We start from the raw sequence: 20,349 nt of genomic DNA, 5'->3' as shown, positions 1-20,349 counted from the left end.
GCCAACGTATGCGTACGCAGTTTAGCCGATTGAACTTCAAAAACCATAGGCCAAATCCGTTTCTTCCACTTGCACTCGGGGTTAAACTGAGCGCCGGACTTATGAGTAATGGAACAAATTTATGCGTATTCACATCCTTGGGATTTGTGGCACTTTCATGGGCGGCCTGGCGATGCTGGCCCGCTCGCTGGGCCACCAGGTGACCGGCTCTGACGCCAATGTCTATCCGCCAATGAGCACCTTGCTGGAGCAGCAAGGCATTGAATTAACGGAAGGTTATGATGCCAGCCAGCTCGATCCTGCACCCGATATGGTGATCATTGGTAACGCCATGACACGCGGAAATCCCTGTGTGGAAGCAGTGCTGGAACGCAACATTCCCTACCTCTCTGGTCCACAGTGGCTGCACGATTTTGTGCTGCGTGACCGTTGGGTGCTGGCAGTGGCCGGTACTCACGGCAAAACCACGACAGCCGGCATGGCGGCGTGGATTCTGGAGGCTTGTGGCCTTGAACCTGGCTTCATTATTGGTGGTGTGCCGGGAAATTTCGATGTATCAGCAAAATTAGGAAAAAGCCCGTTCTTCGTTATCGAAGCGGATGAGTATGACAGCGCCTTTTTCGACAAACGCTCCAAGTTTGTTCATTACTGCCCGCGCACGCTGATTCTTAACAATCTGGAGTTCGATCATGCGGATATCTTTGACGATCTGCGGGCGATCCAGAAACAGTTCCATCATCTGATCCGTATCGTACCGGGCCAGGGGAAGATCCTGCTGCCGGAACACGATCACAACCTGAAGCAGGTGATGGCGATGGGGTGCTGGAGCGAACAGGAAACGGTGGGCGACAACGGCCACTGGCAGGCGAAAAAACTGACGCCGGATGCCTCACGCTGGGAAGTCTGGCTCGATGGTGCCAAAGTGGCGGAAGTGAGCTGGGGCCTGGTGGGCGAACACAACATGCATAACGGTCTGATGGCGATAGCCGCCGCGCGTCATGTCGGTGTGAAACCCGAAGATGCGGGCGAAGCGCTGGGGCGCTTTATCAACGCGCGCCGTCGTCTGGAATTGCGTGGTGAAGTGAATGCCATCAAGGTCTATGACGATTTTGCTCATCACCCCACGGCAATTCTGGCTACCCTGGCTGCGCTGCGTAGCAAAGTCGGCGGCACGGCACGTATTCTGGCGGTGCTGGAGCCGCGCTCCAATACTATGAAGATGGGCGTCAGTAAGAATGAACTGGCTCCGTCACTGGGGCGTGCGGATGAGGTGTTCTTGTTCCAGCCACACCATATTCCGTGGCAGGTGTCGGACGTGGCTGATGCCTGTATCCAGCCTGCGCACTGGAGCGCGGATATCGATACGCTGGTGGAGATGGTGGCGAAGGTGGCACAGCCGGGCGATAACATCCTCGTGATGAGCAACGGCGGGTTTGGTGGGATCCATCAGAAACTGCTGGAGAGGCTGGGTCGTTAATCCGTAACGGCGCGATTTATCGTGTCTTTTTTTGTAGCGGCGCGATTTATCGCGCCGCTACGGTTCAGCAGTTTGAAGCTTATTGTGCTTCAGCCAGCTCACGCAAATACTGGAAAATCTGACGCGCGGATTTCGGTGGCTTGTTACCGGCTTTCTCTTTCTGCGCATTACGGATCATACTGCGCAGTTGCTGGCGATCCGCCTGCGGATAGAGGTTGATCACCTCGGCCATCACATCATCACCTTGCTCAATCAGACGATCGCGTAAGTTTTCCAGTTTATGGAACAGCGCAACCTGCTGGTTGTGGCGGTTTTTCAGCTTATCCAGTGCCTGGCGGATCGGATCTTCATCGCGCGCGCGCAGCATTTTGCCGATCAGCTGCAACTGGCGGCGGCGACCTTCTTTCTTAATACGCTGCGCCAGTTCAATCGCGGCACGTAAATCTTCGTCGAGTGGAATTTTATCGAGGGAGTTTTTCCCCAGATCAACTAACTCGGCACCCAGGCGCTTCAGCTCCTCGGCATCGCGTTTAATTTCGCTTTTACTGACCCAGATAATCTCTTCGTCTTCTTCTTCCTGATTATCCGGCACATCATCGAGCCAGTCTTCGGGCTGCTTGGTCATCTCTTGGCTCCCTAAAAAAAGAGGCTAATCCTACCAGTTTATCGGGTGACTGCGAAATTGTTCTCTGAGTCTGATAGACTCAAAACATTCATACATAAGATTAGACGGCAGGTCGATGAACGTATCTACTCAGGTTGCAGAACAACGTAAAGTGTTGGAACAGGCTGTCGCACAGGCGCTGGAACTGGCGAAAGCCAGCACCGATGGCGCAGAAGTGGCGGTGACCAAAACCACCGGTATCGGTGTCAGTACCCGCTACGGTGAAGTGGAAAACGTCGAATTTAACAGCGATGGCGCACTCGGCATCACCGTTTATCATCAGAATCGCAAAGGCAGTGCTTCCTCGACCGACCTCAGCCCGGATGCCATCAAACGCACCGTGCAGGCGGCGATCGATATTGCCCGCTACACCTCAAGCGATCCCAATGCTGGCCCGGCGGATCGCGATTTGCTGGCGTTCGAGGCACCGGATCTCGATCTCTACCATCCGTGGGAGATCGATGCCGATCGCGCCATTGAGCTGGCCGCGCAGGCGGAACAGGCTGCGCTCCAGGCTGACAAGCGTATCACCAACACCGAAGGCGGCAGCTTCAACAGCCACGTCGGTATCAAAGTTTTTGGCAACAGTCATGGCATGTTGCAAAGCTACTGCTCCAGCCGCCACTCGCTCTCCAGTTGCGTGATTGCCGAGCAGAACGGCGAGATGGAACGTGATTACGCCTACACCATTGGCCGTGATATCAACGATCTGCAAAGCGCGGATTGGGTCGGTGCTGAATGCGCGCGTCGCGTGCTGTCACGCCTGGCGCCACGCAAACTCTCCACCATGCAAGCGCCAGTGATTTTCGCCCCGGAAGTGGCAACCGGATTGTTTGGCCATCTGGTGGGAGCCATCAGCGGCAGCAGCGTCTACCGTAAATCCACCTTCCTGCTGGATGCGTTGGGCACGCAGATCCTGCCGGAATGGCTGACCATCGAAGAGAAACCGCATTTGCTGAAAGGGCTGGCCTCAACGCCGTTCGACAGCGAAGGGGTACGCACTCAGGCGCGTGACATTATCAAAAATGGCGTGCTGCAAAACTGGCTGTTGACCAGCTACTCCGCGCGCAAACTCGGTCTGCAAAGCACCGGCCATGCGGGCGGTATCCACAACTGGCGCATTGCCGGTCAGGGCCACAGCTTCGCAGATTTGCTGAAGCAGATGGGGCGTGGCCTGGTGGTGACCGAGCTGATGGGGCAGGGTGTGAGCGCCATTACCGGTGACTATTCACGCGGTGCTGCCGGTTACTGGGTGGAGAACGGTGAGATCCAGTACCCGGTGAGCGAAATCACCATCGCCGGCAACCTGAAGGATATGTGGCGTAATATGGTCACTGTCGGCAACGATATTGAAACCCGCAGCAACATCCAGTGTGGATCGGTGCTGCTACCGGAGATGAAGATCGCCGGTCAATAATGACATCGCTTCCTGAAGGCAGCCCGCAAGGCTGCCTTTTTTGTCAGTAAAATAAAAAAGGAATAAACGATGCGTAAGCATGTGATTGCAATGTTGTCTCTGTCGTTGTTGTTCTCCAGTGCCAGCTTATATGCGGCTGACCTGGAAAAAGATATGGATACCCTCAAAGATGGCCTGAGCACGGTTAAAAAAACTGATGATGCGCAGGAGATGCAAACCGCACTGGGCAAGATGCGCCAGGCGGCGGAGGATGCCAAAAAATCCACGCCGGAAAAGCTGGAAGGTCAGCCTGCTGATAGCGCCCAGATCAAGGATTTTCATGCCGGACTGGATTCATTGATCGCCCAGATTGATGTGGTCGACCAACTGGCGAAAGCCAACAAACTGGACGAAGCCAAAACCGAAGCGAAGAAACTGGAAGATATTCGCAACGCCAACCATAAGAAATTCCGCTGATAGTCAGGCCAGCTAATTGGCTGGCCTTATTTCCCTGGTCATATCTGACTGCCTGAATGCGTTAAATCCATCATTCTGTGTAAAACGTGATGCGTTTTGCATTATTCGTGCGTCCTGCGATCTGGCGCACAGTTGCTCGCATGATTTCCACTTTGAGGTGGAAAAGATGCGTCTCCACAGCCAACAGCGAACAGCGTAATTTCTTCTCAACGCGAATTAACTGTCATTGTCCGCTGTAAACAGGAGTGAGCCAGGTGAGTAGTGAAGCTGTTCCGCTGAAACAAAGCACGCCGGAAGCGATTCAGGCGCTGGCGGATAACGTGATGATGCAGATTGCCGCGCTGTATGCCGCGCACCACATTGAACCCAATGCGGTGCAGCAGCAGATGCTGGCCTCACATGTGCGAGCAATGGCCTCGCGCTCCCTGACCGGTGAAGCGTTACCGGAAGTGGAAGCGGAGCTGTTTGAGGACATCTCGCCCGAGACCATGGCGCTGGCGCAGCAGGTGGTGGATCTGTTTGGCAACCTGCCACGCGAAGAGGCGTGGTTGCTGTCCGTCCACATTGAAGTAGCAAGATCGAATTAAGTCAGCAATCAAAGAGGAATTGAACATGGTAACGGTAGTCATTGGTGATCGTTTGGGTAAAGGGCAAAAAGTCGCGGCTGGCGTAGAGAAAGCCGGTGGGCGTGCCGTGGTGGTGCCGGGTGTAGCGGCAGATATGAAGCTGGGTGACGTCATGAAGGCAGAAAATGCGGATTTCGGCATCTCCTTCTGCGGCAGCGGCGGTGCGGGGGCAATTACCGCGCAGAACAAATATGGCTACAAATCGAAGCACGGTATGCGTTCGATTGATGAAGGCGTCACGGCGATTAACGAAGGTGCCAATGTCCTCGGTTTTGGTTTTATGGATAAAGAAGAGCTGGGTGAACGGCTGGTACAGGCCTGGAACAAAAAATACGGCAGCTAAGTATGAAACAACAATACGTGACTCAGGTAACGGTACAGGGCAAAGGTGACAGCAAAGCCAAAGCCTTTGCCGATGCCCTGAGTAAGGTGCAGCAGCAGGTGCTGCGCACCACACAAAAAATTCTGCTGCGCATCGAACCCCAGGATGTCCGGGTGCTGCGCGCGCAGGAGCGCGTTAAGACAGAGAAGTTTTTGTTCTTTTTCCTCGCGCGTGAGCGACGGAACTACAGCGTGGAGCTGGAGATTACCGTCAGCGTCACCGTGATCGATACCGAACAGGTGGAATTCACGGCGGCACCTTAACAACAGACGAAAAACAAAGGTAAACGCATGTTTTTAATTATTTTGTTTAAGTCGTTAATCATTGGCGGGTTGGTAGGGGTTGGCGTTGGAGCAGGTGCGGCGCGCATGTTCCATGCTCCTACCACGCAGGGCATGGGCGCGTTCCGTACGCTGGGCGAGCTTAACTCCTGTGAGGGCGATCCGGCATCGCACTTCTCCTTTGGTCTCGGCTTTTTCTTTAACGCCTGGGCTTCATCCGTTGCAGCGGGTTCCTTCACTCAGGATGTTGACCATCGCATCCTGCCGAACTGGGGCGCGGCGGCCCTGATGGTGAAAAACCGCAACGTAGCAGAAACACTACACAACCCGAAGAAGATGGCGATTGCCTGCGGCATCATCGGCATGATCGTCGTCGCCTTCCTGAACAGCACCGCTTCTGCCGTTCCGGCAGCGTTGCAGGTTACGGCGGTAAAAGTATTGGTACCGGCGGCCAACCTGCTGGTGAACACCGTGATGCCGGTGATTTTCTGGCTGGCAGCGATTGATGCCGGTAAGAAATCGGGCTTCTGGGCCACCATTTTCGGCGGCCTGGCGCAGCTGATTATGGGCAACGCCGTACCGGGCCTGGTACTGGGTATCCTGATCGGTAAGGGTGTCGAGGAGAGCGGCTGGAACAAAGTCACCAAGGTGATGATGACCGCCATTGTGCTGCTGTTCGTGCTGAGCGGTTTCTTCCGCGGCTTTGACATGAAACTGCTGCAATCCTTCCAACTGGGTATTCCCGGCTGGCTGGACATGATTCACAACAGCCTCAGCGGCAAATAAGGAGCCATCAGCATGAACGAAAACAAAGGGTTCTGGTACGCCGACTGGTCTTTCCCGATTTTTGTCGGCCTGCTCTCCGCCGGGGTGTTTGCCGGTACGCATATGTACTACCTGTACGGCATTGGTGCTTTTAACGAAGTGGCGTTTGTCTCCATGCTGCGTTCCGGCATGGAAACCGGGGTCTACGGCGCGGTAGCGGCGTTCGGTGCCAGCTTCCTGTTCGCCCGTATCATCGAAGGTTCGCTGGTGGGGATTCTCGATATCGGCGGGGCGATTCAGACCGGCGTTGGTCTGGGGGTTCCGGCGTTGTTACTGGGCGCGGGCATTGTCTTCCCGGTCGCGAACTTCGCCGCCTCGCTGGCAACCGGTCTGGTGATTGGCGTGGCGATTGGCTACATCATCATCCTGGCGCGTAAGTTCACCATCAATCAGAGCGACTCCACCTACGGTGCCGACGTGATGATGGGGGCGGGTAACGCCTCTGGCCGCTTCCTCGGTCCGTTGATCATCCTGTCGGCAATGACCGCGTCAATTCCTATTGGTCTTGGTTCGTTGGCGGGTTCGCTGCTGTTTTACCTGTGGAACAAGCCGATTACCGGTGGTGCGATTCTCGGTGCGATGGTGCTGGGCGCGATCTTCCCGGTTTCTCTCTAAGGAGGGGGTATGTTTGATGTCATTCTCCGTCGTGCGCGTCTGTGCGACGGACAGCTGGTGGATATTGCGTGGCAGGACGGCAAAATCGCCGCACTGGGTAGCGTAAGCGGTCAGGCGGCACAAGTACGCGACCTGGCCGGGCGCTACTACCTCAGCGCAGGCTGGATCGACAGCCACGTTCACTGTTATCCCAAATCGCCGATTTATCACGACGATGCGGATGCCATCGGTGTGGCGCAGGGGGTCACCACGGTGGTGGATGCCGGCAGCACCGGCGCTGATGATATTGACGATTTTTATCAGCTTACGCGACAGGTCACGACTGACGTTCGTGCGCTGATCAACATAGCCCGCACCGGCATTGTCACGCAGAACGAGCTGGCCGATATGGCGCAAATCGACGGTGAGGCGGTGGTGCAGGCTATTCAGCGTCGTCCCGATTTTATCGTCGGCCTCAAAGCGCGTATGAGCAGCAGCGTAGTGGGCGAAAACGGTATCCAGCCGTTAATCCGGGCCAAAGCCATTCAGCAGGCGGCGGGTGATTTGCCGCTGATGGTGCATATCGGCAACAACCCGCCGGTGCTGGAGGACATTGCCGATCTGCTGACTTCCGGCGACATCATCACCCATTGCTACAACGGCAAACCCAACCGCATTCTTACGCCGCAGGGCGAGCTGAAAGCCGCGGTGAAGAATGCGTTAGCGCGTGGTGTGCGGCTGGATATCGGCCACGGCAGCGCCAGCTTCAGCTTTGAGGTGGCGCGTCAGGCGATTGCGCAGGGCATTTTGCCTGACACCATCAGCTCCGATATCTATTGCCGCAACCGTATCAATGGCCCGGTGCACAGCCTGGCGCATGTGATGTCGAAATTCTTCAGCATTGGCATGACATTGCCGCAGGTGATCGACTGCGTGACACGCAAAGCCGCTGAAGGCCTGCGACTGAAAAACAAAGGTTGCCTGGCGGTCGGTTACGACGCCGACCTGACCATTTTTACCGTCAAAGAGGAAGCCCGCCCGTTCGTCGATGCTGAAGGCGAACAGGTGCTGGGTGAGCAACATCTGGTGCCGCTGGCCGTCGTGGTGGCGGGGCAATGGCATCTGACTGATGAAGGGAAAGCCAATCATGTCTTCGATTTATGAAAAATATGGCCTGAAGCAGGTCATCAATGCCTCTGGTCGCATGACCATTCTTGGCGTATCGACCCCGGCAGCAGACGTGGTCGATACCGTGAAATACGGCCTTAACCACTACTTTGAGATGAAAGATCTGGTGGATAAAACCGGGGCGTATATCGCGCAACTGCTTGAGGTGGAAAGCGCGGTGGTGGTTTCCTGTGCGTCGGCGGGCATTGCGCAAAGTGTGGCGGCGGTGATCGTGAAAGATAACGCCTGGCTGCTGGAAAACCTGCATGCCGCGCCACTCAGCGTACCGCACGATATCGTGATGCCGAAAGGTCATAACGTCAATTTTGGCGCGCCGGTTGGCACCATGGTGGCATTGGGTGGTGGACGTCTGGTGGAAGCAGGCTACAGCAACGAATGCTCGCCAGAACAGCTGGCAGCGGCGATTACGCCGACGACCGCCGCGTTGCTGTACATCAAATCACACCATTGCGTGCAGAAAAGCCATCTCAGTGTCGAACAGGCGGCAGTGGTGGCGCGTAAGCATGGCATCCCGTTGATTGTCGATGCGGCAGCGGAAGAAGATTTGCAGTGCTACTACCAGATGGGCGCTGACCTGGTGATCTACAGCGGGGCGAAAGCGATTGAAGGACCAACCAGCGGTCTGGTGATTGGCCGCACCCAATATGTTGAGTGGGTGAAGCGCCAGAGTAACGGCATCGGTCGTGCGATGAAAGTCGGCAAAGAGGGCATCCTCGGCCTGACGCAGGCGATTGAAAACTATCTGTCGCAGGAGAAAACCACCGGCGCAGAGATGGTGGAAAAAATGACGCCGTTTATCGCCAACCTCAACACCCTGAACGGCGTCAGCGCGCGTGTGGTATGGGATGCTGCCGGACGTGACATCGCCCGTGCCGAAATCAAGTTCGACGAAGCGCAAACCGGCTGGGCCACTGGCGAGCTGGTGCAGGCACTGAAAACCGGCGCTATCGCCATCTATTTCCGTGGCTATAAAGCCAATGAAGGCATTATCGAGGCCGATGTGCGTAGCGTCAGCGCCGATCAGCTGCATACCATTTTTACCGCCATCGAGGCGCTGCTCAGCGGGGAGAAACACGCATGACTCTGACTCCAAAATTTTATCAGGGCCGTCTGTGCCTCAATGTGCTGGCGGGTTCTAAACAGAATGCGCGCGATATCTGGGAAGCGGCGGATGGTTATGTGTTGGTGGGCGTGTTGTCGAAAAACTACGCCAGCACTGAGGCGGCGATTGCCGATATGCGCGAATATGCTGCGCTGATTGATAACGCGATTTCGGTTGGACTGGGTGCCGGGGATCCCAATCAATCGGCGATGGTGAGTGAGATTGCAGCTGAGCTGCAACCGCAACACGTTAACCAGGTGTTCACCGGCGTTGCTACCAGTCGCGCGTTGCTCGGACAACATGACACCGTGGTCAACGGCCTGATTTCCCCCACCGGCACGCCGGGCCTGGTCAAAATCTCCACCGGACCGCTGAGTGCACAAGGGCCGGATGCCATCGTGCCAATCGACAGCGCGATTCGCTTGTTGCAGGACATGGGCGGCAGCTCGGTGAAATACTTCCCGATGGGGGGATTGAAAGCGGTAGCGGAGTACCGCGCGGTGGCGGAAGCCTGTGCGCGTAACAACTTCTGGCTGGAACCCACTGGCGGTATTGATCTCGACAATTTTGAAGAGATTGTTCGCATTGCGCTGGAGGCGGGCGTCAGTAAAGTGATTCCGCACGTCTACAGTTCGATTATCGATAGCGCGACTGGCGACACACGCATTGACGATGTGCGTCAGCTTCTGGCAACGTGCAAAAAGTTGTTGTAACAATTAAGTAACAGGTGAAGCCCGTGAGATTTCCCAACCAGCGTCTGGCCCAACTTTTCGCTGCGCTGCAAACCGAAACGCTGCCGCAGGATGAGCTGGCGCGACGTTTTTCCGTGTCCACTCGCACGGTGCGCACCGATATCACGGCGCTTAACGCGCTGCTGGCGCAGCATGGTGCGCAGTTCGTGCTGGCGCGTGGCGAGGGTTATCAACTGAAGGTGGAGGACGCGCTGCGTTTTGGTCAGCTCCAGGCACAAACCGCGGCACCGCTGCGCGTGCCGCGTACTTCACAGGAACGGGTGCGTTATCTGCTCAGTCGTTTTCTCACCGCTGCATATTCGCTGAAGCTGGAAGATTTGTCGGAAGAGTGGTTTGTCAGCCGCGCGACCCTGCAAAGCGACATGGCCGAGGTGCGTGAATGGTTCGGGCGTTATCATCTGAATATCGAAACCAAACCGCGTTACGGAATGAAGCTGTTCGGCAGCGAAGCGGCGATTCGCACCTGCCTGACTGATTTGCTGTGGCAAATCGACCAGGATACGCCGGACAGCCCGCTGTTAACGGTGGAAACGCTACACAGCGGCATGCTGGAGCAGTTGCAACCGCTGCTTCAGCATTGTTTCTCGCAGCACGCCATTCGCCTCAGCGATGAAGGTGAACGCTATCTGCAAATCTATTGCGCGGTGGCAGTACGGCGCATCAGCGAAGGTTTTCCGCTGAACGATCCGGGTGCGGAGGATGTCGGCGAGGAGGTGCGTGAAGCCGCGCAGCAACTGGTTAACCTGATGCGGCCGCTGGTGGGAAAACCGATCTCTCAGGCGGAAGAGAACTGGCTGCGCGTCAACATCGCTGCCCGCCAGATTCAGGCACTGGCCCCCAGCACCATCAATGCCGATGATGCGGATGCGCTGGTCGATTACCTGCTGAATTACATCAACACGCACTACAACTATCGTCTGCAACAGGATGAACAGTTGCGTGCCGATCTGCTCACCCATATCAAAACCATGATCACCCGGGTGCGTTACCAGATCCATATCCCCAATCCGCTACTGAGTAATATCAAGCAGCATTACCCGATGGCCTACGACATGACGCTGGCGGCGGTCACCAGTTGGGGGAAATATACCCCTTACAGCATCAGCGAAAACGAAATCGGTTTTCTGGTGCTGCATATCGGCGTCGGGCTGGAGCGTCACTATGATGTGGGCTATCAGCGTCACCCCCAGGTGTTGCTGGTGTGTGACAGCGGCAACTCTACCTTGCGCATGATTGAAGCGATGCTGCTGCGTAAGTATCCCCAGTTGCAGGTGACGGGGCGCCTGTCGCTACGTGAATACGAGGCGCTTGCGGTTATTGATGAAGATTTTGTTATCTCAACCACCCGCTTGCGTGAGAAAAACAGCCCGGTGGTGGTGATGTCGCCGTTCCCAACGGAATTCCAGCTTGAGCAGCTCGGCAAACTGGTGCTGGTGGATCGTACCCGGCCTTATATGCTGGAAAAATACTTCGATGCACAGCATTTTCTGGTGGTGGACCAGCCGATGACGCAATCGGCGCTGTTCCATCAGCTGTGCAACCAGCTTCAGCGTGAAGGCTATGTGGAAGACGATTTTTATCCCTCGGTTGAGGAACGTGAAGCGATTGTCAGCACCATGCTGGGGGAGGGGATTGCGCTGCCGCACTCGCTGGGTCTGCTGGCGAAGAAAACTGTGGTGTACACCGTGTTGGCACCGCAGGGCATCAGTTGGGGCGATGAAACCGCCTCGGTGATTTTCCTGCTGGCCATCAGCAAAAGTGAATATGAAGAGGCGATGGCGATTTATGACCTGTTCGTCACTTTCCTGCGCGAACGCGCAACCGCCCGGTTGCGTGACTGCGGCGATTTTGTCAGCTTCAAGGCCGTGGCGATGGATTGTTTGAGTCGCCTGTAACGGCGCCCAATACGCATTCGCACTCATTCGTAGCGGCGCGATTTATCGCGCGGATTTTTCCTGCATCTCGCACGGAACCGCGCGATAAATCGCGCACGGAACCGCGCGATAAATCGCGCACGGAATTGCGCGATAAATCGCGCCGCTACGGAAAGGTTAATCAGCGATGCTGATTAACCTTTCTTCGCCAGCAAACGCGGGATCTCGCGCAGGCACCAGGCTTTCGCTTCACCCATGCTGTCGCGGCGCCACGCCATAATGATATCCACCTCGCGGGTATATTCCGCACTCACCACGCGCAGACGTCCTTCGGCGATATCCTGCTCCACCAGCGAATAAGGCATGGTCGCCACACCCAGTCCGGCCAGCAGCGCTTTGCGTTTGTCTTCCATGCTGCTTACCGTCAGGCGCTGTTGCTTGTCCAGCAACTGCACGGTCAACACCGGGCGCTCGCGCGCGGTATCGGCCACCGCAATGCCGCGATACTTCACACGCGTCACCTCAGATTGTGGCTCCGCTTCCTGATGAATGGGATGATCCGGGCTGGCGACATACACGCTCATCATGCTGTACAGCTTGCGGGTGTTGATTTCCGTTGAGGCGCGGAAATGCATATCCGGCGCAATGACGATATCGGCACGCCCCTGCTCCAGCCGCTCCCAGGCACCGGCCAGCACTTCGGTCACCAGGGATATCTGGGTATTGGCTTTGTCCGCCAGTTTGGTCACCAGCGGAAACAGGTGTTCGGTGGGCACCAGCGCCTCGGTGACGATGGTGAGATGGGTTTCCCAACCGCGCGCCAGCGCTTCGGCGTCAGTGGTGAGTTTGTCGGCGGCTTCCAACAGCACGCGGCCACGTTCCAGCAGCATGCGTCCTACGTTGGTGAATTTAGTGCGGTGACCGGAGCGGTCAAACAGCACAACATCCAGCTCCTCTTCCAGCTTCTGCATGGTGTAGCTCAATGCGGAAGGTACACGTCCCAGCTCGTCGGCCGCAGCCGCAAAGCTGCCGCGCCGGTCAATAGCATCCATCACACGTAAAGCTTCCAGGGTTAACGCGCGCTCTTTTGCCATGCCGATTCTCTGTCAGGAAATTTGAACATGCCAGGCAGATTAACTGGCTAACAATCCGGCGTCCAGCCTTTTACCATAATCCTATAAACCTGCGGCCGTATCATCCCGCAGAGCGTCGGAGGTAAATCATGATGACAACCCGCTGCGCGTCAGCATGTGGCCAGGCCGATTTCGGTTGGTTGCAGGCGCGTTACAGCTTCTCATTTGGCCACTATTTTGATCCGAAACTGATGGGCTATGCCTCACTGCGCGTGCTCAATCAGGAAGTGCTGGCACCCGGTGCTGCCTTCCAGCCCCGCACCTATCCTCAGGTTGATGTCCTCAACCTGGTACTACAGGGCGAGGCGGAGTACCGCGACAGCGAGGGCAACCATATTATCGCGCGTGCCGGTGAAGCGCTGCTGTTGTCGGCGCGCCAGGGCGTGAGCTACAGCGAAATCAATCTCAGCAAAGATCAACCGCTGACACGTATGCAGCTGTGGCTGTCGGCGTGCCCGGAACGCGAGAATCCGTTGTTGCAGAAAATGTCGCTGCCCGAGCAGACCTCTTTCCTGTTGGCTTCGCCAGACGGTGCGGAAGGCAGTTTGCAGCTGCGTCAGCAGGTGTGGATTCATCAGGTAACGCTTGCTCCCGGCGAGCAACATAGCGTGAAGCTGAACGGTCCACGCGCCTATCTGCAATCGATCCACGGATCGCTGGATGTGCAGGCGAGTAGCGCGCATCAGGAAAAGCTAAGCTGTGGCGATGGGGCATTTCTGGCAGAAGAACAGCAGATTACGTTGCTGGCGAAAACGCCGTTACGTGCGTTGGTGATTGATATACCGGTGTAAAAAAGGGCGGCTGATGCCGCCCTGAAGGTTTATTTCAGAATGGTAAAGGCGGTGGTGACGTGCTTCACACCGCTTACCCGGCTGGCGATATCCGCCGCCGCTGCCGCTTCCTGTTGTGTCACCAGACCCAGCAGGAACACTTCGCCGTTTTCGGTGGTCACTTTCACGTTCGACGATTTCACCTGATCGCTGCCCAGCAGTTGTGAGCGGATTTTGGTGGTGATCCAGGTGTCGTTAGAGGATGTACCGAGGCTGACTTTCTGGCCGGTACGGATTTCGTTGTAAACCTCAGTCGCGCCATCGACACCCATCGCGATCTGTTTCGCGCGGCTGGCGAGATCCGCCGACGGTGACTGACCGGTCAGCAGCACTTTGCCCTGATAGGCGGTCACCACGACGCGCGCCTGGTTTTTGATCTGTTCATCTTTTGCCAGCGCGTTGCTGACGCGTAACTCCAGCGTACCGTCATCCACCTGGGTGCCCACGGTGCGGGGATCGGTGGCGGTTTTGGTGGCTACTGCGGCACCGCCAGCGACGACAGCAACGCAGCCCTGCAACATCATGGCGGTGAAAAGAATGGCGACAGCGTTCAATGCTTTCATCTTAGCTCCTTCAGTCATTCCTGGTGGGGGAACAAGGTGTTATCGATCAAATCGCACAGGCAGTTCAGCGTCAGCATATGCATCTCCTGAATACGCGCACTGCGATGTGACGGAATGCGAATTTCCACATCGTGTGGGCCGAGCAGGCCGGCCAGCTCACCGCCGTCGTAGCCGGTCAGCGCCACGATGGTCATATCGCGTGTAACCGCAGCTTCAACCGCTTTAATAATGTCACGGGTGTTGCCACGGGTGGAAATGGCCAGCAGAACATCACCGGCCTGGCCAAGCGCTCGCACCTGCTTGGCATAAATTTCATCGTGCAACCGATCGTTACCAATCGCCGTCAGCATTACGTTGTCGGCACTGAGCGCTAGCGCGGGCAGGCTGGGGCGTTCGGTCTCAAACCGGTTGATCATACTGGCGGCAAAATGTTGGGCGTTGGCCGCTGACGCGCCATTACCACAGCTAAGGATTTTGTTACCGCTCAGCAGCGACTGCACCAACGTCATGGCCGCGCGGGAAATGGCATCCGGCAGCGCCTCGGCGGCAGCGATTTGAGTCTGAATACTTTCGGTAAAACACGCTTTAATTCTGTCCTGCACAAGACCACCTGGTTCTACACATCGGCATGAAAGGCATCGGGCAGCCACTCCAGCTCGCGCCCGGTAATGGCTATGATGTCAAAGCGGCAATTTACCGTGTCAAAACTGCCGTTACGTCCCAGCAGCCATAGCGCTGCGGTACGGAGTAGCTTTTGTTGTTTCTGACGCGTGACGCTGGCGGCTGCACCGCCAAAACGCGCATCGCGTCGATAGCGCACTTCGACAAAGACCCAGCAGTCGCCATCCTGCATGATGAGGTCAATCTCACCGCTGCGACAGCGAACATTGCTGGCAATCCATTGCAGCCCGGCGCGCTCCAGATAGCGGCGCGCCTGCTGCTCTTGCTCAGCGCCAATGCGCTGGCGATTTACTGTACCGGAACGATTTGTCCCTGACGATACTGGTTCCATGCCAACTTCCTGTTGATCACGCAATCCGGGGTGGCGCTCAGCTTGCCGGTGTTGCCATCAATGGCAAAGCCCGGAACCTGACGCATCTGGTTAAAGTGGTTCGCCAACGTCCAGGCATCAATGCCCATTGCGTACAGGCGTACCAGCGAATAATCATTGTTAAACGACTTCGCCGCTTGCTGCATCAGCGCCGGGTTGCTACCCGAAAGCAGCGGAATGTCACTGAATTGTAAGCCATCCATCTCCAGACGGAAGTCCGGACCTGCACCGGCCTGGAAGCTACGTGAGCTGGCGTACAACGCGATATTGTTGCGGCTGCTGGTACGCATCGCAATCATCGGCTTGATCAGCTGTAGCTCATCCTGGTTGGCGACGATATACACCGCATCAAGGCTGCCACCGCTGGTATCGGCTACCGGGGCGCTGGTCTGCGGTGCCGGGATGTTCAATCCGGCAATCGATACGCCCTGTGGCTGTGCGGGTTCCACCACCAGCGGCGTGCCACTCAGGTTGATACCGGCACCGCTGTTGATACCCTGTTTCAGCTCGCTGACGGAACCAAAACGCTGTTGCAACACGGTCGAACCACCCAGCGTCTGCCACTCTTGCGCAAAGGCCTTACCAACACGATCGCCATAACTGTTACGCGGCAACAGCAGCAGCGGCTGGCGTTTGCCTTGATCCCACATATGGTGGGCGGCATCGCGCGCTTCGTCTTCAGGAGAAAGCGCAAAGTAACAAATATTCGGATGGTTCTGGATCTGTTCCGGCTCGTTCAGGGCCAGTACGTTAAGCGGCGAGTTGCTGTTAGCGACAGTCTCTACATCACTTTTCAACAGCGGGCCGACGACGATGGTTGCGCCATCCTGCTGCGCCTGCTGCATCACCTGCTGAATCGGCTGACTGCTGGTGTCATACACCTTGACCTGGGCATTGCTATCGCCTGCGCTGGCTGCCGGGGCAGGTGCAGCAGCAGGTTGCGGCTGGGTGCTTTGATCCGGGGTGATGGCAGCAGCGGCCGGGCTGACTACGGTATTGGCGGTCGCATCTGGCGTTGCAGCGGCTGGCTGCGGCTGGGCGCTGGCATCCGCGCTGGCCGGGGTCGCTGTCGGCTGTGGTTGTGGGGCTGCGGCCGGGGCGGTTAGCACACCGTTTTTCGCATCGTTAAAGCCTTTCTGAATGGCGTTGGCGAAGATCTGCGCCTGACCATTCAGCGGCAGCAGCAACGCGATGGTGCTGGTCGAAGCTTTGCTGAAGTTCTGCACCTGACTCAGGGCGGTCGGCAGGGTTTTGGCACCCGGATTGAGCGGATAGCGTGTTTGCCAATCTTTGATGGCGGCTTTCAGCATTTCCGGGTCCTGGCTGTTGGTATGCCAGGTGTTGAGCAGATCCAGCCAGCCCTGCAAGGTATTCTCGTCGGCATTGATCACCAGGCTGTTGAGCTGATCTTTGGTCATCTGCGTCAGCGCCTGCCAGGTGGCGTCAATATTGCTCTGGTGATCGGCCGCTTTCAGCAGCGGTTCCTGAGCGATATAGGCGCGTAGCAATGCCAGCGAGGGACGATTCTGGGCGGCTGCGATTTGCAGGCCGTAGAAGCGCGCCTGTTGATCCTGCGACAGACCATCGGTTTTCACCTGGCTCAACAGTTGTTGTGCACCGTTGAAATCCTGCTGACCAATCTGCATCTGCGCCCGCAGCAACTGTAATTCCTGCTGCTGCACATCAGAGAGCTGCTGCGGCAATTGTTTGATCTGATCGCTGGCCTGTGGATACTTTCCTTCCTTCAACAAGGCACGGATGGCAAGTAATTGCCAGTCGGTCTTGCTATCATCGCTGCTTTGCTGCACCTGTTGCAGGTAATAGTCAGACTGGGCCGTGATCGGACCCTGAACATTGACGGAAGACGTTTGCTGTGGTCCCTGACCGCTACAGGCGGCTAAAATTAGCCCAGCGAGAAGAACAGGTACAAAGCGTCCTGCTTTACGACGTAAGACTTTTGAAGGAAGCATACTGTATCCAGTGATGTTTTTTTCTAGATGCTCAATATTAAATCGGCAATTCGGATGAAACAATGAAACAACTCGATCGGGCAGACATTTCTGCCAGCACGCTCTATATCGTTCCTACCCCGATCGGTAACCTGGGTGATATTACGCAGCGTGCGTTAACGGTGCTTGCGAGCGTCGATCTGGTCGCTGCGGAAGATACACGTCATACCGGGCTGTTGCTACAACATTTCGCCATCAATGCGCGACTGTTCGCACTTCACGACCACAATGAGCAGCAGAAAGCCGAAGTGCTGCTGGCCAAATTGCAGGAAGGCCAAAGCATTGCGCTGGTTTCTGATGCCGGAACGCCGTTAATCAACGATCCCGGTTATCATCTGGTGCGTCGTTGCCGTGAAGCGGGTATCCGCGTGGTGCCCTTACCAGGTGCCTGCGCGGCGATTACAGCATTAAGCGCAGCGGGATTACCGTCCGATCGTTTCTGTTACGAAGGGTTTCTGCCGGCGAAAACCAAGGCGCGCTGCGATGTTTTACGTGCTCTGGCGCAGGAGCCGCGCACCCTGATCTTCTACGAATCGACCCACCGTTTAATCGATAGCTTACAGGATATGGTCAGTGAGCTGGGGGCCGAACGTTATGTGGTGTTAGCGCGGGAAATTACGAAGACCTGGGAGTCATTGCACGGTGCGCCAGTGGCCGAGCTACTGGCCTGGGTGCTGGAAGATGAAAATCGCCGCAAAGGGGAGATGGTGCTGGTGGTGGAAGGCCATAAGGCCGATGAAGAAGCCTTACCGGCAGATGCGCTGCGCACCCTGGCGCTGCTACAACAGGAGCTGCCCTTGAAGAAGGCGGCTGCGCTGACGGCGGAAATTCACGGTGTGAAGAAGAACGCACTGTATCGCTACGCACTCGATCAGCAAGAGGCGTGACAAACGACGGCGGATCGCCTATTATCCCGCGCCGAAGCTGACCAGACAGTCGCCGCTTTGTCGTCGTCCCTCTTCGGGGGGAGACGGGCAGAGGGGAGGAAAGTCCGGGCTCCATAGGGCAGGGTGCCAGGTAACGCCTGGGGGGCGCAAGCCTACGACCAGTGCAACAGAGAGCAAACCGCCGATGGCCCAGTAATGGGATCAGGTAAGGGTGAAAGGGTGCGGTAAGAGCGCACCGCGCGGCTGGTAACAGTTCGCGGCACGGTAAACTCCACCCGGAGCAAGGCCAAATAGGGGTTCACAAGGTACGGCCCGTACTGAACCCGGGTAGGCTGCTTGAGCCAGTGAGCGATTGCTGGCCTAGATGAATGACTGTCCACGACAGAACCCGGCTTATCGGTCAGTTTCGACTTTTTTAATGCAAAAACCCCGCTTCGGCGGGGTTTTTGTTGTTGCCCGGAATGAATGACTGTCCACTCCTCTCTCTATGAAAAGAACGCGACTTATCGGCCAGTTTCGGCTTTTTAATGCAAAAACCCCGCTTCGGCGGGGTTTTTGTTTTTCAGCATGCACTGAACCGTAGCGGCGCGATTTATCGCGCTATTCCGTGCACGGTACCAGAAAAATCCGCGCGATTAATCGCGCCGCTACGAATTTATCCCCGTCCGTGCGGCTCATCCCAGTTAAATGCCGGTCCAAGCGAGATCACCCCACTCGGGTTGATGGTCTTATGGCTGCAATAATAGTGATGACGGATATGCGGCAGATTGACGGTTTCGGCAATCCCTGGCATTTGGTAAATATCACGCAGAAAGCCGTTGAGGTTGCGATAATCGCTGATCCGGTGGCGATCGCACTTGAAATGCGTGACATATACCGGATCAAAACGTACCAGGGTGGTCCACAGGCGCAGATCGGCTTCGGTTAATTGATCGCCGGTCAGATAGCGATGCTGACCCAGGATCTGCTCCAGGCGTGCCAGTGAATGGAACAGCGCCGTTACCGATTCATCATAAGCAGCCTGCGAAGTGGCGAAGCCCGATTTATACACGCCATTGTTTACCGTGTCGTAAATCCAGCCATTCAGCTCATCAATTTGTGACCGCAACGCCTCGGGGTAGTAATCGCCAGCGCGCGCACCCTGCGCATCAAACGCGCTATTCAACATCCGGATGATGTCGGCCGATTCATTGCTGACAATGGTGTGCTGATGTTTGTCCCACAGCACTGGCACGGTAACGCGCCCACTGTAGTGAGGATCGGCATGCAGATAGAGTTGATACAGGTATTCGTTCTGATATAGCGAATCGCCGGTAGCGTCGGGGAAATCGTCGTCGAAGGTCCAGCCATTTTCCAGCATCAGCGGATGTACCACCGACACGGAAATCATCTCTTCCAGTCCCTTCAGCTTGCGCATCAGCAGAGTACGATGCGCCCACGGGCAGGCGAGTGAAACGTATAAATGATAGCGGTCGCGTTCGGCGGCAAAACCGGCTTTCCCGGTGGGACCCGCGCTGCCATCAGCGGTAACCCAGTTACGCCACACCGCTTCTGTACGTTTGAAGCGGCCACCGGTTGACTTCGTATCGTACCAGGTGTCATGCCAGACACCGTCAATCAGTTGTCCCATAAGCCCTCCATAAAAAAATGGGGCGAGGAATATCCTCGCCCCTTTTCAGTATACGCTGCTTGTGTACTTAGCGTGCGGTTGCAGTCTGGAAACGCTGACGAATCAGACGGTCGATGCTGTATGCACCCGGACCAACCAGACCCAGCACCAGGAAACCACCAGCGATTGACAGGTTTTTCATAAACATCAGCTGGTTAACACCTTCAGCGAAGTTACTGTGGAACAGGAACGCCGTCAGAATGGTGAAGCCGGCAGTAAACAGCGCCGTGAAACGGGTCAGGAAGCCGAACAGAATCGCCAGACCGCCACCCAGTTCCAGCAGAATCACCAGCGGCAACAGGAAGCCAGGGACGCCCATTGACTGCATGTACTGTGCGGTGCCTGCATAACCGGTCAGTTTGCCCCAGCCAGCGGTGATAAACAGAATGGTCATCAGAACGCGTGCCAGTAACAGGCCAGAATCTTCGAATTTTTTCATCATCTACTCCAACAAGGTTTTTATTGCAGGTTGCTGGCCTGCGGCAATGTATCCCGTCGAATCACGTCTTGTGATTCATTGGGCTGATGGCTAGAGATGATAATCGCGGGTTGGAAAGGTTGTAAGCGAG

At 56.3% G+C, this 20,349-nt stretch carries 22 protein-coding genes and 1 other RNA gene; 15 read left to right on the top strand and 8 right to left on the bottom strand.

Annotated elements, in window-relative coordinates:
- The first annotated feature begins 121 nt into the window (after positions 1-121).
- Complete coding sequence (mpl, locus tag AC6I8R_RS18145; protein ID WP_497829631.1) at positions 122-1,477, top strand: UDP-N-acetylmuramate:L-alanyl-gamma-D-glutamyl-meso-diaminopimelate ligase; 1,356 nt, start codon at positions 122-124, stop codon at positions 1,475-1,477.
- Between the two features lie 79 nt (positions 1,478-1,556).
- Here the strand turns inward: mpl and yjgA are convergent, their stop codons facing one another.
- Positions 1,557-2,102, bottom strand: coding sequence for a ribosome biogenesis factor YjgA (yjgA, locus tag AC6I8R_RS18140; RefSeq protein WP_021183542.1), 546 nt, complete (start codon positions 2,100-2,102; stop codon positions 1,557-1,559).
- Positions 2,103-2,217: 115 nt separating this feature from the next.
- Here yjgA and pmbA point away from each other — a divergent pair, with 115 nt between their 5' ends.
- The 11 genes from pmbA to AC6I8R_RS18085 all read left to right on the top strand — a co-directional run bounded on the left by pmbA (position 2,218) and on the right by AC6I8R_RS18085 (position 11,659).
- The gene (pmbA, locus tag AC6I8R_RS18135; RefSeq protein WP_021183541.1) at positions 2,218-3,558 is read left to right on the top strand and encodes a metalloprotease PmbA; all 1,341 of its coding nucleotides are present in this window, start codon (positions 2,218-2,220) and stop codon (positions 3,556-3,558) included.
- 69 nt (positions 3,559-3,627) lie between these two features.
- Positions 3,628-4,014 (top strand): cytochrome b562, encoded by a 387-nt coding sequence (gene cybC, locus AC6I8R_RS18130; RefSeq protein WP_021183540.1) that lies wholly within the window; start codon positions 3,628-3,630, stop codon positions 4,012-4,014.
- A gap of 254 nt (positions 4,015-4,268) precedes the next feature.
- Entirely contained in the window at positions 4,269-4,601 is a 333-nt protein-coding gene (locus AC6I8R_RS18125; RefSeq protein WP_021183539.1) for a hypothetical protein, read from the top strand.
- Between the two features lie 19 nt (positions 4,602-4,620).
- Positions 4,621-4,983 (top strand): SFCGS family glycine-rich protein, encoded by a 363-nt coding sequence (locus AC6I8R_RS18120; protein WP_152521872.1) that lies wholly within the window; start codon positions 4,621-4,623, stop codon positions 4,981-4,983.
- Between the two features lie 2 nt (positions 4,984-4,985).
- Positions 4,986-5,285: a DUF4312 family protein gene (locus AC6I8R_RS18115; RefSeq protein WP_013510658.1), complete on the top strand. Its 300-nt coding sequence runs from the start codon at positions 4,986-4,988 to the stop codon at positions 5,283-5,285.
- Positions 5,286-5,312: 27 nt separating this feature from the next.
- Positions 5,313-6,089: a DUF4311 domain-containing protein gene (locus tag AC6I8R_RS18110; protein WP_021183537.1), complete on the top strand. Its 777-nt coding sequence runs from the start codon at positions 5,313-5,315 to the stop codon at positions 6,087-6,089.
- Between the two features lie 12 nt (positions 6,090-6,101).
- A complete protein-coding gene (locus AC6I8R_RS18105; protein ID WP_021183536.1) occupies positions 6,102-6,743 on the top strand; it encodes a DUF4310 family protein in 642 nt (213 codons plus the stop codon).
- Positions 6,744-6,752: 9 nt separating this feature from the next.
- A complete protein-coding gene (locus tag AC6I8R_RS18100; protein ID WP_497832675.1) occupies positions 6,753-7,886 on the top strand; it encodes an amidohydrolase/deacetylase family metallohydrolase in 1,134 nt (377 codons plus the stop codon).
- Positions 7,870-8,991: a DgaE family pyridoxal phosphate-dependent ammonia lyase gene (locus AC6I8R_RS18095; RefSeq protein WP_415173159.1), complete on the top strand. Its 1,122-nt coding sequence runs from the start codon at positions 7,870-7,872 to the stop codon at positions 8,989-8,991. The genes AC6I8R_RS18100 and AC6I8R_RS18095 overlap by 17 nt, the downstream gene beginning before the upstream one ends.
- Positions 8,988-9,725, top strand: a complete 738-nt coding sequence (gene dagF / locus AC6I8R_RS18090) for a 2-dehydro-3-deoxy-phosphogluconate aldolase (protein WP_021183533.1) — start codon at positions 8,988-8,990, stop codon at positions 9,723-9,725. Before AC6I8R_RS18095 ends, dagF begins: the two co-directional genes overlap by 4 nt.
- 23 nt (positions 9,726-9,748) lie before the next feature.
- Positions 9,749-11,659 carry a BglG family transcription antiterminator gene (locus AC6I8R_RS18085; protein WP_021183532.1) on the top strand — a complete coding sequence of 637 codons (1,911 nt, stop codon included), beginning with the start codon at positions 9,749-9,751 and terminating at the stop codon, positions 11,657-11,659.
- A 173-nt stretch (positions 11,660-11,832) separates the two neighbouring features.
- On the opposite strand, the gene AC6I8R_RS18080 is transcribed toward AC6I8R_RS18085, so the two are convergent.
- Positions 11,833-12,732 carry a LysR family transcriptional regulator gene (locus tag AC6I8R_RS18080; protein WP_013510651.1) on the bottom strand — a complete coding sequence of 300 codons (900 nt, stop codon included), beginning with the start codon at positions 12,730-12,732 and terminating at the stop codon, positions 11,833-11,835.
- Between the two features lie 128 nt (positions 12,733-12,860).
- On the opposite strand from AC6I8R_RS18080, the gene AC6I8R_RS18075 reads away from it, so the two are divergent.
- Positions 12,861-13,562 carry a pirin family protein gene (locus tag AC6I8R_RS18075; protein ID WP_415173160.1) on the top strand — a complete coding sequence of 234 codons (702 nt, stop codon included), beginning with the start codon at positions 12,861-12,863 and terminating at the stop codon, positions 13,560-13,562.
- Positions 13,563-13,591: 29 nt separating this feature from the next.
- Here the strand turns inward: AC6I8R_RS18075 and dolP are convergent, their stop codons facing one another.
- Genes dolP through AC6I8R_RS18055 form a run of 4 tightly spaced genes read right to left on the bottom strand, consistent with a single transcriptional unit; the run spans position 13,592 to position 17,185 of the window.
- The gene (gene dolP / locus AC6I8R_RS18070; protein ID WP_021183530.1) at positions 13,592-14,164 is read right to left on the bottom strand and encodes a division/outer membrane stress-associated lipid-binding lipoprotein; all 573 of its coding nucleotides are present in this window, start codon (positions 14,162-14,164) and stop codon (positions 13,592-13,594) included.
- Positions 14,165-14,178: 14 nt separating this feature from the next.
- Complete coding sequence (diaA, locus tag AC6I8R_RS18065) at positions 14,179-14,766, bottom strand: DnaA initiator-associating protein DiaA (protein ID WP_013510648.1); 588 nt, start codon at positions 14,764-14,766, stop codon at positions 14,179-14,181.
- Between the two features lie 14 nt (positions 14,767-14,780).
- Positions 14,781-15,176, bottom strand: a complete 396-nt coding sequence (locus AC6I8R_RS18060) for a YraN family protein (protein WP_013510647.1) — start codon at positions 15,174-15,176, stop codon at positions 14,781-14,783.
- On the bottom strand, positions 15,134-17,185 hold the full coding sequence (locus AC6I8R_RS18055; protein WP_415173162.1) for a penicillin-binding protein activator: 2,052 nt from the start codon (positions 17,183-17,185) through the stop codon (positions 15,134-15,136). Before AC6I8R_RS18055 ends, AC6I8R_RS18060 begins: the two co-directional genes overlap by 43 nt.
- Before the next feature lie 62 nt (positions 17,186-17,247).
- Between AC6I8R_RS18055 and rsmI the strand changes: the two genes are divergently transcribed.
- Both rsmI and rnpB read left to right on the top strand, forming a co-directional pair.
- Complete coding sequence (gene rsmI, locus AC6I8R_RS18050) at positions 17,248-18,111, top strand: 16S rRNA (cytidine(1402)-2'-O)-methyltransferase (RefSeq protein WP_415173163.1); 864 nt, start codon at positions 17,248-17,250, stop codon at positions 18,109-18,111.
- A gap of 33 nt (positions 18,112-18,144) precedes the next feature.
- An RNA gene (gene rnpB / locus AC6I8R_RS18045) (RNase P RNA component class A) lies at positions 18,145-18,523 on the top strand.
- A gap of 243 nt (positions 18,524-18,766) precedes the next feature.
- Here rnpB and AC6I8R_RS18040 read toward each other — a convergent pair.
- Positions 18,767-19,741 (bottom strand): glutathione S-transferase family protein, encoded by a 975-nt coding sequence (locus tag AC6I8R_RS18040; RefSeq protein WP_497832674.1) that lies wholly within the window; start codon positions 19,739-19,741, stop codon positions 18,767-18,769.
- 67 nt (positions 19,742-19,808) lie between these two features.
- Positions 19,809-20,219 (bottom strand): DoxX family protein, encoded by a 411-nt coding sequence (locus tag AC6I8R_RS18035; RefSeq protein WP_036625565.1) that lies wholly within the window; start codon positions 20,217-20,219, stop codon positions 19,809-19,811.
- Positions 20,220-20,349 lie beyond the last annotated feature (130 nt).

This window comes from Pantoea sp. X-Soil-OKNW-713, assembly GCF_059730685.1.
This window is presented reverse-complemented; position numbering and strand designations above follow the sequence as displayed.